Here is a 12870-nt window from a genome sequence, read left to right as displayed (position 1 = left end):
GAGTCGATGACAGACAAAGAAAAGAAACCATGGGTGACCGCGTCCGACGTCGCGGCGCGGGCCGGCGTGTCGCGCTCGGCGGTATCGCGGGCGTTCTCGCCGACCGCCAGCATCGCGCCCGAAACGCGCGAACGCGTGATGACCGCGGCGCGCGCGCTCGGCTACCAGGTCAACCTGATCGCGCGCGACATGATCACGCAGCGCAGCAGCATGATCGGCGTGGTCACCGCGGGATTCGAGAATCCGTTTCGCGCCCGGCTGTTGTCGGACCTGATGGCCGCACTCGGGCGTCATGCGCTCACGCCGCTCGTGACCAACGCGGAAGATCCGCGCCAGATCCGCCAGTCGCTCGAGCGCCTGCTCAGCTACCGGGTTGCCGGCCTCGTGATGACGTCGGCGTCGCCGCCGTTGTCGGTCGCACGCCAGTATCTCGCGCACCGGATTCCCGTCGTGATGATCAATCGCGCGGCGAAGCTGCCGCGCGCGGACGTCGTCGTCAGCGACAACGCGCACGGCGCCGCGCAGGCCGCACGGATGCTCGTGCAGGCGGGCGCGCGCCGGCTCGCGTTCGTCGGGCCGCGCCACGCGAGCTACAGCGCGAAGGCGCGCGCCGACGCGTTTGCCGAGGCACTCCGACAATGCGAACCCGGCGGCGCTGCGCCGGTACAGGCGCACGACACGACGTCCGACACGTATGCATGCGGCGTCGAAGCCGCGCATCGGCTGCTGTCCGGCGACGCGTGTCCGGACGGCGTGTTCTGTTCGTCCGATCTGCTCGCACTGGGCGTGATCGACACCGCGCGGCAGCGGTTCGGCCTGCGTGTGCCCGAAGACCTGCGCGTGATCGGCTTCGACGACATTCCCGCCGCCGCGTTCGACAGCTACGCGCTGACGACGCTCCGGCAGGACACGCAGGGCCTCGCGAACGCGGCCGTCGACATGCTCGCCGAGCGGATGCAGGCGTTCGACGGCGCGGCACGCACGCAGGTCGTGCCGGTGACGTGCGTGGTCCGTCACAGTTGCGGTTGAGGTCCGGCGCGGCGACGCGCGGCATGGCCGTGCGATCCGGCGTCACGCGCGGACAACGCGAGCGCGCCGCGGCACCGCATGCGCAAACCCGCCGTCCGCGTCACTTCAACCCGCCCGCGAAGCCGCGCAGCAAGTAGCGCTGCACATACCCCGCGACGGCCAGCGTCGGCAGCGACGCAATCAGCCCGGCACTCATCAGGTCGCCCCAGTCGATCCCGTTCTCGGTCACGTAGCCGGCGATCGCGAGCGGCAGCGTAAAGCGGCTCGGCGTCGACACGAACAGCAACGCGAGCAGGAATTCGTTCCATGCGGCGATGAACACGAAGATCGTAGTCGCGATCAGGCCCGGCGCACAGAGCGGCAGCACGATCTGCACGAGCCGCCGCGCGAGCCCCGCACCGTCGATGCAGGCGGCCTCCTCGTAGTCGACCGGCACGTCGCGCACGAACGCGAGCAGCATCCAGATCGCCATCGGCAGCGCGTAGATCTGGTACGCGAGCATCAGGCCGAACAGCGAATCGAGCAGATGCAGGCGCTTGGCGAGCGCGAACAGCGGCACCGCGATCGTGATCGGCGGCATCAGCTTCAGCGCGAGCACCAGCACGAGGAACAGCAGATCGAGACGCGCGGGAAACCGCAGGCGCACGAGCGCATACGCAGCCGGAAACGCGAGCGTCAGCGCGACGAGCGTCGTGCCGAATCCCACCAGCAGCGAGTTCAGCAGCGGCCCGGCCAAGCCGCTCGCCCACACCGACACGAAATGCTCGACGGTCGGCGTGGCCGGCAGGATCCGCAGCGGATGGTCGAGACGCTCGAGCGCCGGCATGAACGCCGCACCCGCCATCCACACGCACGGCAGCAACAGCAGCACAAGCGCGATGCACCGCAAAGCCCACGGAAATGCACGCGCGAACGCGGCGCGGCCGAGCGCCGGCCGGCGCGGCGCATGCACTGCCGGGCGCGCTACACGCGCCGCTTGCGAACCGTTTGCCATACGTACCCCGAAACGAGCAGCGCGGATGCCGCCAGCATCAGCACCGACGCGGCGCTCGCCGGCCCGACGTTGAAGAAGCGGAAGCCTGTGTCATAGATGTAGGTCGACAGCGTCTGCGTCGCGTTGCCGGGGCCGCCGCCCGTCAGCGCATAGACCTTGTCGAACAGCTTGAACGTGTCGATCGAGCGCAGCAGCAGCGCGAGCCCGATCTGCGGCGCGGCGAGCGGCAGCGTGATGTCGCGCAGGCACTGCCATTCGCTCGCGCCGTCGGTCCGCGCGGCCTCGTACAGCTCCTGCGGAATCGACTGCAGCCCCGCGAGCACGATCAGGAATGCCATCGGCGTCCACTGCCACACGTCGACGAGCATCAGCGAGCCCAGCGCCAAGTGCGGATCCGACAGCCAGCGCACGCCGTCCACGCCGAGCGCCGCGAGCAGTGCGTTCAGGAAGCCGCCATAATTCAGCCAGTTGCGCCAGATTGCCGAGCACACGAGCGTCGAGAGCATCATCGGCAGGATCGCGAGCGGCAGCGCGATGCGACGCCCGGGGAACGCGCGCACGAACAGCAGCGCAAGGCCGAAGCCGAGCGCCACTTCGGCGAGCGACGCCGCGATCGTGAAGCGCAGCGTGTTGCCGAAGCCAGCCGTGAACGCGTCGTCGCCGAGCACCGCGCGATAGTTCGCGAGGCCCGCGAACGCGCGACGGCCCGCCGCGTAGTCGACGTGGCAGAACGAATCGATCAGCACCTGCACGACCGGGTACAGCGCGAGCGCGGCGAGCACCAGCAGCGCGGGCCCGAGCAACGCGACGAACGGCAGGCTGCGGCTGAATCCCTTCATGCGCGGCGAGCCTCGGATGCGTCGGCGACGGCCATCACTTGCCCGCTGCCGCGATCGCCTGCGCGATCTTCTGTTGCGCCTGGCGCAGCGCCACATCGGGCGCGGCCTGCCCCGTCAGCGCGAGCTGCAGCTGATCGCCGAGAATGCTCTCGACCTGCTGCCAGTCCTTCACGCGCGGCCGCGCGCGGCCTGCTTCGAGCGCCTTCAACTGGTCCGGATACCAGCGGTACTGACGGACCAGCGCCGCGTCCTCGAACACGCTCTTGCGGGTCGGCGGAATACCGAGCGCGGCGAGGCGCGCCTGCGTGTCGCGCGACGTCAGGTACGCGAGAAAATCCTGCGCGAGCTTCGCATGCGGCGCATCCTTCGGAATCGCCATCTGCCAGATGCCGAGCATCGGCGCGGGGCCCGCGGTCTGTCCCGGCGGCGCCTGCAGCGCGATCTGGCCGGCCACGCGCGACTGCTTCGGATCGTCGAGCGCCGGAACCCAGGCCGGCCACACTTCGATCGCCTGCGCGGCCGTGCCGCGCTGCAGCGCGTCGCGCACTTCGGCCGCGCCGTACACGTCGACGTCCTTCGGAGCGGACGCCTTCAACGCGAGAAAGGTCTTGAGCGCCGCGTGCGCCTCGCGCGAATCGATCGTCACGTTCCCTGCACGGTCGAGCACGTCGCCGCCGTACGCCCACAGGATCGGCAGGAAGCCCGTGACGACCGGATTCCCTTTAGTGCCGCGGAACACGACGCCAGATACGCTCTTGTCCGCGCCGCCGACCGTTTGCGCGATCTTCAGCACGTCGTCCCAGTTGCGCGGCGGCTGCAGCTTGTACTTCGCGAGCAGATCCTTCCGGTACGCGAACATCTCGACGTTGCCGACGACCGGCAGCGCATACAGCCCGCCGGCCGCATTGCGGCCGAGCGCGACGGTCGATGCGACCATGTCGGCATCCGCGAGCGTCGCCGGCAGCGGCTTCAGCCAGCCGTTGCCGATGAATTCCGGCGACCACGTGTCGTCCATCATCACGAGGTCGTATGCGCCGGTGCTCTCGCGCATCGACAGCTTGAGCTTCTGGTACAGGTTCGCGTTCGGCAGCTTCAGCAGTTCGATGTCGGTTCCGGGGTGCAGCTTCGTGAAGCCGGCGACCGCGTCGGCCAGCCCCTTGCCGTAGATGTCATCACGACCGGCGATGACGAGGTCCGCGGCAACGGCTTGCGACGCGAAGACGGAAAGCGCAACGGCGGCGGACAGCGCGCGCAGGCGGCTGAAAAGTGTCATGGATCTTCCTCACGATGAGCGCGATGGTGGAACGGCAATCCGTTGCACACGTGTGCAACGGAGGCGGCGGCTCGAGCCGCTCGAAGCGAACGCCATTGTTCACGCCGATCGTTAAGGATTTGTGGCAGGCGGTGACGGATGTTGCGCCGTCGCGTGCCTGCTGCGCGCAATCCGTCAGAAATTCACGCGAATACCGGCCATCACCGCAAGCTGCCGGTTCGAGTTGCTGTTCGCGAGCACCGGAATCTGCGCGTAGTTCACCGCATTGCCGTTCGCGTCGGTGCCGAGGCCCGCGCCGCTCGCGAGCTGGCCGATCGCGACCGCATACAGCGCGGTGCGCTTCGACAGCTGGTAGTTCGTGCCGAGGTTCAGTTGATGGAAGCGCGTCGTCCCGCGTCCATCGGTGTGCGCGGCGTTGAAGATATACGCGACACCGCCCTGCCACACGGGCGAGAACGCATACGTGACGTTCAGCTCGCCGATGTCGAACGTGAACGCCTGTGTGCGCGGCTGCGCATCGGTCGAGAAAAAGCGGCTGTCTCCGACGCGCGTATGCGTGTAAGTCAGCGCGATCGTCGCGTCGCCCAGCACCACCGAGCCGCCTGCGCCGAACGCGCGCATCGATGCGGCGTCCTGCAGCAGGCAGTACATCGCACCGGGGTTGCTGCATGCGAAATCGCCGATATAGCCGCTCGCGCCACCGAGCGCCGCGTCGAGCGGCTGCCGCAGGTTCAGGTAGCCGATCGCGAGCGACACCGGCGCGCGGTTGTACGACACCGCGAGCGCATAGCCGCGCTTCGCGGAGAAGTCACCGGCCTGCCCGCCGAAGCTGAATGTGCCGCCAAACGTGAGGCCGTTTAAATCCACGCTCGTGAACTTCACCGCGTTGTTGAAGTTGAACGCCGCGTTCAGGTTGTCGACGTCGCCGAGATGCGAGCCGTACGGCGTCGCCCAGTTGTTGCTCGACACATAGGCGCCGAGCATGTCGGTGTACGAATCGTATTGCCGCCCGAGGCCGAGCGTGCCGATCCCGTCCTGCCGCAGCCCGACCCACGCCTGCCGGCTGAATGCGGTGCCGCCCTGCAATGCCTGTCCGCTCGCGGACAGGAACTGCTGTTCGAGCGTGAACACCGCGTCGAGCCCGCCGCCGAGCGGCTCCGCGCCCTGGAACCCGAACCGCGACGGCACGAGGTTGCCGCCGCCCATCTGCCACGCGTGCCCGCCGCCGACACTGCCGTCCGCGCGCGTGAACTGCTGGTTCGTCGAGTAGATGATGCCGGTGTCCACGGTGCCGTAGAGCGTCACGCTGCCTGAAGTCTGCGCGTGCGCCTGCATGCAGGAAACCGCTGCCGCCAAGGCGGCCAGTCGTCGTCCGATCGTCATGTCCCGTCCCTCGATGGATATCGCTTTGCACTGCGAAGCGATGTCGTTGATGATGTGGTGACGGGACTCTATCCGGCGAAAATTCCTGACCTCTATCTCAAATCGGCAAACGGTGAAGTGCGCATGCCGGGCGCGGCGCGACCGTCACGCATCATGCGGGACGCAGCGTCTGCGACGGCAGTTCGCCGAACAGGTCGCGATACTCGCGCGCGAAATAGCCGAGATGCGTGAACCCCCAGCTCGCGGCCGCCTCGCCGACGCCGAGCTGCTGCGCGGACGTCGTGCGCAGCAGGCGCCGCACCGCGTTCAGGCGGATCGTGCGCAGGTAGCCGACCGGCGTCACGTCGGCGACGCGCTGGAAGCTCGTCTGCAGCGTGCGGCGGCTGCAGCGCAGCGCGCGGCACAGTTCGAGCACGGTGACGGGTTCCTCGGGCCGCTCGCGCAGATGCTTCTCGCAACGGCGCACGATGTCGCTGTAGGTCGCGTGCGTGATGTCGCGGCGCTCCGCGCCGATCCCCTGGTCGAGCGCATCGAGGAACATGCCGAGCATCGCGTCGCGGAACATCCGGCGCGTCGCCGCGTATTCGAGGCAGCCGGGGTTGCGCTGCGCGGCGTCGATCAGCGCCGACAGCCGCTCGCCGAGCGCGACGCCCTGCGCGTCGGACAGCCGCGTCACGTGGTGCAGCCTGCGCGCGCCGGTCGCGCCGGAGCCTGCCGCGCCCGGGCCGGTCGCACCTGAGCCGGCCGCGCCGAACTCGGCGTCGCACAGCTCGTCGATCATGTCCGACGCGGCGCTGATGCCGACGAGCCCCATCCCTTCCGGCGTATGGAATTCGAAATCCTCGTTGGCGCGCAGTGCGAGCAGCGCATAGCCGTCGACCGGCTGGCCCTGGAAGGTGCCGGCGAGCGGCACCGACAGCGGCACAGCGAGTGACGTGCGGTCGGCCGGCGCGACGCCGGTCTGCGCGACGCGCCGGTTGGTCGTCTCGCGGAAGAAGTGGAAATCGTCGTACAGCACCTGTGTGACCGTGCCCTTGAACCGGCCCGGCGTCATCTGGCGGTAGACCTGGTGCCAGCCCGCGATCGCAAGCCCGTGCTCGTGGACGTCTTCATGTGAGCCTGACTGGAACTGCATCGGCGCCTCCGCTAAAACCCTGATTCCATTGCGCGCGGTCGCCGGCATCGTGCGGCGGCACGCGACGCCACAGCTTACCTGCGCAAAAACCCGCGCAGTGCGCGCTCGAACGCCATCACGGCCGCCGACAGCGCGGCGGCCTGCTCGTCGGTCAGCCGGACGTAGCGGCGGAACGACGGCATCCGGCTCACGACCTCGCTGCCGCCGAACGGCACGACAGTCAACGTCCAGCGTCCGTCGTGCGCGTCGATCGCGCACTCCGTCAGATGCAGCGGGCGCAGCGCATCGGCGAGCGACGGCTCGGCGACCAGCGCCGCGACCGTGTGCACGAAATCGGGCGTGCATCCCGGCTGCGGCACCGCGCGTACGCCGGTCGCCCGCAGCCAGCCGGTCTGCGTCACGCGCGCACGGCCTTGTGCCGCCGGCCCGCACGCGCTCACCGCAATCCGCACGCTGACCGTATGCATCAGGAACTGCCGCGCGACCTGCTCGGCAATGCGCACCCGCACGCCGTTCGCGAGCCGCGCGGCATCGCCGTCGGCGCCCCGCACCGCGCGCAGGTCGGCCAGCGCGCGCGCCGCGGTTGCACCGGGACGATGGCCGGGCGGCGGCGCTTCCGGCGCCGCGCGCCACCGTGCGAGCACGGCTTTCATCCGGCGACGTGCTCGTTGCGCAGCACTTCCTCGACCGGCACCGGCTTGAACGGATGCCGGCGCTGCACGACGACGGTCCAGAACAGCGCATACAGCGCGGTCAGCCCGAGCATCGCGCCGAACGGCACGTAGATGTCGCGCGGGTTCATGCCGGGCGGCGTGATGTACCAGATCGCGAGCACGATGCCGACGCTCGACACGATCTGCGGCAGCGGGAACCACGGCGCGCGGTACGGGCGCGGCAGGTCCGGCCGGCGGATCCGCAGCATCACGACCGACGCGGTCACGAGCAGGTACGCGGTGCCCCACGCACAGGTCGCCGCGAGCACGAGGTGCAGGATGCTGTCGAGGTTGCCGTTGATCAGCCACGCATGGAAGATCGGCACGACCGCCGCCGCGACGATACCGACCACTGGCGTCCTGAAGCGCGGATGCAGGTAAGCAAAGCAGCGCGGCAGCGCACCGTCGATCGCCATGCCGTACAGGATCCGCGGCAGGCCCGCCATCAGCGTGTTGATCGTCGCGGCGCCGGCGCACAGGAACGCGATACCGAACCACACGCGGCCGAACGGCCCGAGCACCTGCAGCGCGAACGCGGGAATCGCACCCGGCGTGTCGAGCAGGTGCGTGAGGCCGTCCGGGCTGACCGGCACGTTCGGCACCTGGCGGCGGATCGCCGCGCCGTACAGGAACATGCAGATCGCGACGCCGACGAGGCCGAGCGCCATCGCGCGCGGGATCGTGCGGCCCGGTGCCTTCATCTCGGGCGCGAGCGGCGTGACGAACTCGCAGCCGACGAACATGAACATCGCCATCCCGACGAGCGACAGCACGGCCGGCACCGTCGTGCCGACCTCCGAGCGGCCGAACCAGCCGTCGAGATGCACAGCGGGCGCAGCCGCGATGCCGAGGATTCCGAAGATCATCAGCGACAGCCACATGCCGGCCGTCAGCACGATCTCGAGCTTGCTGAACACCTTGATGCCGATGATGTTGGTGATCGCGAACGTGATCACGAGGCCGACGCCGACGAGCCACGAACTGTTGTGCTGCTCGAGCGTGGCGTTCAGCGATTCGAAGTTGACGAGCGCCATGATGCCGCTCAGGATCGTCTCCGCGGTGCCGGCGAACACGTGCACGAGGAAGTACGCGGAAATCGTGCCGGTGATCGCCCAGAAGCGGCCGAGCCCGCACGACAGGTAATCGTAAACCGAGCCCGCGGTCGGCAGCATCGCGGCCGCCTCGGAGAACGTCGTCGCCTGCGCCTGCATCATCACGAACGCGATGAGCATCGCGACCGCGAACGCCCAGCCGCCCATCCCGAAGCCCGACGTCGCGGTGAGAATCACCGGGCTCGCCATGATGAGCCCGACGGCGCTGGCCAGCGCGGTCGGGAAGCCGACCGCGCCTGCGTTCAGCACCGTGCCGCCTGCCCCCGCCGCTGGCGCGCCAGCCGATGCGTCGGTTGCCGCGCTGGTAAACCCTGATGATCTCGACATCCTTGTCTCCCATTCCATCAATCGATGTCGAAAAAATACGCGGGCAAAAAAACCTTGAGATAGCGCAAATCGGCAAACCGGCGGGCGGCTGGTGCGTCACCCACGCCGCCCGCCCGGCCTGCACGCGTTACGCGAACGGCACCGCTTCGAAGCCGGCCGCGAGCGCGTCGACGATCCGGTCGAGCTGCTCGCGCTGGATCACGAGCGGCGGCGACAGGATGATCTTCGTGCCGACCGGACGCACGAGCACGCCGTTCTCGCGCGCGACTTCGGCCACCGCGTTCGCGTAGCCGGACAGCGGATCGATCGGCTCGCGGGTCTGCTTGTCCGCGACGAGATCGAGCGCGAGCATCAGCCCCTTGCCGCGCACCTCGCCGACCGCCGCGAAGCGCGCGGCGAACGGCTGCAGCGCTTCGAGCAGGTATGCGCCCTGCTTCGCCGCGTTCGCCGGCAGGTCCTCCTTCAGCACGATGTCGAGGCTCGCGAGCGCGGCCGCGCACGCGACCGGGTGGCCCGCGTACGTGTAGCCATGCATGATCGCGCCGCCGAAATCGGCGTTCTGCGCGAACGCGTCCTCGATCCGCGCATTGACAGCCGTCGCGCCGAGCGGCACGTAGCCGGACGAGATCCCCTTCGCGAGACACATGATGTCCGGACGCACGCCCCAGCCGCGGCTGCCGAACAGGCTGCCGCTGCGGCCGAAACCTGTCACGACTTCGTCGGCGATCAGCAGCACGCCGTAGCGGTCGCACACCTCGCGCACGAGCGGCCAGTAGTTGGCGGGCGGCACGATCACGCCGCCCGCGCCCTGGATCGGCTCGGCGATGAACGCGGCAACCGTGTCGGGGCTCTGGAACAGGATCTCGCGCTCGAGCAGCTCCGCGCAGATGCGGCCCAATTCTTCGGAGTCCTGCGTGAATGGGTTGCGGTACAGCCACGGCGTCTCGACGTGGAAGCAGCCCGGCAGGTTCGGCTCGTAGTTGCGGCGAAACACCGTGTTGCCGTTCACCGACGCGCCGCCGAAATGCGTGCCGTGGTAGCCCTGCTTCAGCGAGATGAACTTCGTGCGGTCGGCCTGGCCGCGCACCTTCCAGTACTGGCGCGCGATCTTCAGCGCGGTCTCGATCGCATCCGAGCCGCCCGAGCTGTACAGCACGCGGCGCATGCCTTCCGGTTCGAGCATGTCAACCAGCAGCTTCGACAGCTCTTCCGCGCGCGGGTGGCTGATTCCGTCGAACAGCTGGAAATACTCGAGCTCGTCGAGCTGGCGCACGATCGCGTCCTTCACTTCGTGGCGGTTGTGGCCGACGTTGACGTTCCACAGGCCGGCCACGCCGTCGACGAGCTGCTTGCCGTGTTCGTCGAACACGTAGCAGCCGTCGCCGCGGACGATGCGGATCGGCTTGCGCCGCTTCATTTCGTTCGGGTGCAGCATCGGGTGCCAGAACTTCGCTTCGTTGTAGCTCATTGCAGTCTCCGCTTCGGGATGGGGGTGCAGTGCCGCGCCGCGCGTCAGTGCGCGATGCAGACGGATTTGGTTTCGGTGAAGCCTTCGATCGCGTACTGGCCGAACTCGCGGCCGATGCCCGATTGCTTGTAGCCGCCGAACGGCATCGACGGGTCGAGCGGGATATGGCAGTTCACCCACACGGTGCCGGCCTCGATCTGCGGCACGAGGTTCATCACGCGCTTCAGATCGTTGCTCCAGATGCTCGCGGCGAGGCCGTACGGCGACGCGTTCGCGAGCCGCACCGCATCGGCCGCGTCGTCGAACGGCAGCACGACGACCACGGGGCCGAACACCTCGTCGCGCACGATCGCGCTGTCGGGGCGCGGGTCCGCGATCACCGCGGGCTTCACGAAGTAGCCGGGCAGATCGTCGGCGGGCGTGCCGCCCGCGAGGAACGTGAGGCCGTCACGGCGCGCCTGCTCGATGTGCTGGACGACCTTGTCGCGATGGTGGGCGGACACGAGCGGATTGATCTGCGCGGTGGTGTCGAGGCCCGGCCCGAGCTTCATCGACTGCGCGAGGCCCGCGAGGCCGTCCGCGAGCTGTGCGAACTTGCTGCGGTGCACGTAGATCCGCGACGCGGCCGCGCACACCTGCCCCTGGTTGAAGAACGCGCCCGCCGCGATGCCGTCGAGCGCCTGCGGCACGTCGACGTCCTCCAGCATCACGATCGGATTCTTGCCGCCGAGCTCGAGCGAGAAGCGCGTCATGTTCTGCACGGCCGCAGCACCCACCAGCTTGCCGGTGGCGGTCGAGCCGGTGAACGAGATCTTCGCGATCGACGGATGGCTCGCCAGCGCCGCGCCGCACACGCGGCCGCCGGTCACGACGTTGAACACGCCCGGCGGCACGCCGGCTTCGAGCGCGAGTTCGGCAAGACGCAATGCGGTGAGCGGCGTCTCCGGCGACGGCTTCAGCACGATCGTGCAGCCGGCCGCGAGCGCGGGCACGAGCTTCCACACGGCGATCATCAGCGGGAAATTCCACGGCACGATCGCCGCCACGACGCCGACCGGCTCCTTGCGCGTGTAGGCCGTGTAGCGCGCGCCGGGCGGGAACGGGATCGATACGTCGAGCGTCTGGCCCGTGATCTTGGTCGCCCAGCCGGCCATGTAACGCGCGTATTCGACACTCGCGCCGACTTCGACCGCGCGCGCGACATGGATCGACTTGCCCTGGTTCAGCGTTTCAAGCTGCGCGAGGGTTTCGGCGTCGCGCTCGATCAGGTCGGCGAGCTTCAGCAGGATGCGTTCCCGGTCGGCCGGGCGCAGGCCGCTCCACACGCGCGCGTCGAACGCGCGCTTCGCGCTCGCAACGGCGCGCTCGACGTCGTGCTCGTCCGCGTCGGCGACCGATGCGAGCCGCTCGCCGGTTGCCGGATCGTGCACGTCGAGCCGCGCGGCCGCGTGCGCGGGCTGCATTGCGCCGTCGATGAAGAGGCCGAAGTCGCGCGCGGCGAAACTGCGCACGGTGTCGCTGACGGCGACGAAATTCGATGAGGTCATGGGCGTCTCGATGAGAGTCTTCGCGAGGCCGCATGCCGGGGCACGCGGGCGTCGGATCACTGTATCGAGCGCGCCGGGAGTGCCGTGAGCGCAAATTGGCAAGCGAGCGGCGGGGCGGGAACGGCAGCGGGTCGTGCTGCAGGGCGCACGCCGACGCGATTTTGGGTGAGGTAACCGGTGCCCGGTCGACACGTGCACCGGCGCGGCGCACACGCCGTGTCCGCGGCGCCTAGAGAAACAGCGCGCCGACGAGTTCCGTGCGATTCGACACGCCGAGCTTGCGGTACATGCGCATCAGGTGGGTCTTGACGGTCGGCTGGCCGAGCGCGAGATCGCGCGCGATCTCCTTGTTCGAGCGACCGTCGCGCACGAGGCGCGCAATCTGTTCCTCGCGGTAGGTCAGGCGTTCCTCGCAGCCGATCCGGTGGATGCCTCGCCGCGCGCGCAGCAGTGGACTCAGCGCGGCTTCGGCGACCGGCTGCAGGCGCGCGAGCGCATCGATCTCGCCCGGCGCGAACCGGCCGGCCGCAGCGTTCGCGTGCGCGCGACAGCTCGCCGCGCGTTCGTCGGCCCGCCCGTCGCCGGCCTCGCCTCGGTGCGATGCACCCTTGCCGGACGTACCCTCGCCGGCCTCGCCGAAACGCAACAGTGAGAATGCGCCGACCGTCCGGCCCCCGTCGCGCAGCCAGATCTCCACGACGTCCGCGACGTCATGCCGCCTCAGGAAGCGGGTCCAGTACGCGGACGCAGCGCGGCGCTCGTCGGGCAGTTGCGACGCGAGCGTGACAACCGCGCCGGCGCCCGCCGCGCAGCGCGACGGATGCAGCGGATCGAGCATCCGGTAGCGCGCGACGTAGGTGCGGTGCATCGATTCCGGCATCCCGAACAGCTCGAAATCCGCCGGTTCGCCGCTCGCGTCGAGCCGGTAGAACACGGTCGCGGACGGGCTCGCGAATGCGTCGAACGCGTCGACGCACACGCGCAGTGCGCGCTGCCAGTCGGCGGCGGCGGCGTCGGACGAAGCGGATGAGGTCGTCGTAATGGACATCG

11 protein-coding genes are annotated in these 12870 nt (G+C 69.1%); 1 reads left to right on the top strand and 10 read right to left on the bottom strand.

The window, feature by feature from the left end:
- Positions 1-6 precede the first annotated feature (6 nt).
- Positions 7-1029 carry a LacI family DNA-binding transcriptional regulator gene (locus DID96_RS25315; protein ID WP_124601989.1) on the top strand — a complete coding sequence of 341 codons (1023 nt, stop codon included), beginning with the start codon at positions 7-9 and terminating at the stop codon, positions 1027-1029.
- 100 nt (positions 1030-1129) lie between these two features.
- On the opposite strand, the gene DID96_RS25310 is transcribed toward DID96_RS25315, so the two are convergent.
- From DID96_RS25310 to DID96_RS25265, 10 genes are all read right to left on the bottom strand, one after another.
- Positions 1130-2023, bottom strand: coding sequence for a carbohydrate ABC transporter permease (locus DID96_RS25310; RefSeq protein ID WP_260464005.1), 894 nt, complete (start codon positions 2021-2023; stop codon positions 1130-1132).
- The gene (locus DID96_RS25305; RefSeq protein WP_124601988.1) at positions 1993-2862 is read right to left on the bottom strand and encodes a carbohydrate ABC transporter permease; all 870 of its coding nucleotides are present in this window, start codon (positions 2860-2862) and stop codon (positions 1993-1995) included. The genes DID96_RS25310 and DID96_RS25305 overlap by 31 nt, the downstream gene beginning before the upstream one ends.
- 34 nt (positions 2863-2896) lie before the next feature.
- The gene (locus DID96_RS25300) at positions 2897-4135 is read right to left on the bottom strand and encodes an ABC transporter substrate-binding protein (protein ID WP_124601987.1); all 1239 of its coding nucleotides are present in this window, start codon (positions 4133-4135) and stop codon (positions 2897-2899) included.
- A 174-nt stretch (positions 4136-4309) separates the two neighbouring features.
- Entirely contained in the window at positions 4310-5518 is a 1209-nt protein-coding gene (locus DID96_RS25295) for a porin (RefSeq protein ID WP_124601986.1), read from the bottom strand.
- 151 nt (positions 5519-5669) lie between these two features.
- Entirely contained in the window at positions 5670-6653 is a 984-nt protein-coding gene (locus DID96_RS25290) for a helix-turn-helix domain-containing protein (RefSeq protein ID WP_124601985.1), read from the bottom strand.
- A 74-nt stretch (positions 6654-6727) separates the two neighbouring features.
- Entirely contained in the window at positions 6728-7306 is a 579-nt protein-coding gene (locus DID96_RS25285) for a DUF3156 family protein (RefSeq protein WP_124601984.1), read from the bottom strand.
- Positions 7303-8805, bottom strand: a complete 1503-nt coding sequence (locus DID96_RS25280) for an APC family permease (RefSeq protein WP_124601983.1) — start codon at positions 8803-8805, stop codon at positions 7303-7305. The genes DID96_RS25285 and DID96_RS25280 overlap by 4 nt, the downstream gene beginning before the upstream one ends.
- Before the next feature lie 127 nt (positions 8806-8932).
- Positions 8933-10273 (bottom strand): aspartate aminotransferase family protein, encoded by a 1341-nt coding sequence (locus DID96_RS25275; RefSeq protein ID WP_124601982.1) that lies wholly within the window; start codon positions 10271-10273, stop codon positions 8933-8935.
- Positions 10274-10317: 44 nt separating this feature from the next.
- Entirely contained in the window at positions 10318-11820 is a 1503-nt protein-coding gene (locus DID96_RS25270; protein WP_124601981.1) for an aldehyde dehydrogenase family protein, read from the bottom strand.
- 229 nt (positions 11821-12049) lie between these two features.
- Positions 12050-12868 carry a LuxR C-terminal-related transcriptional regulator gene (locus tag DID96_RS25265; RefSeq protein WP_124602029.1) on the bottom strand — a complete coding sequence of 273 codons (819 nt, stop codon included), beginning with the start codon at positions 12866-12868 and terminating at the stop codon, positions 12050-12052.
- Positions 12869-12870: the final 2 nt, after the last annotated feature.

Origin of the sequence: Burkholderia sp. Bp8963 (genome assembly GCF_003854275.1) — a bacterium.
In the GTDB taxonomy this organism is placed as follows: domain Bacteria; phylum Pseudomonadota; class Gammaproteobacteria; order Burkholderiales; family Burkholderiaceae; genus Burkholderia.
Note: the sequence above shows the minus strand (reverse complement) of the source record. Positions and strands in the feature narration are given on the sequence as shown.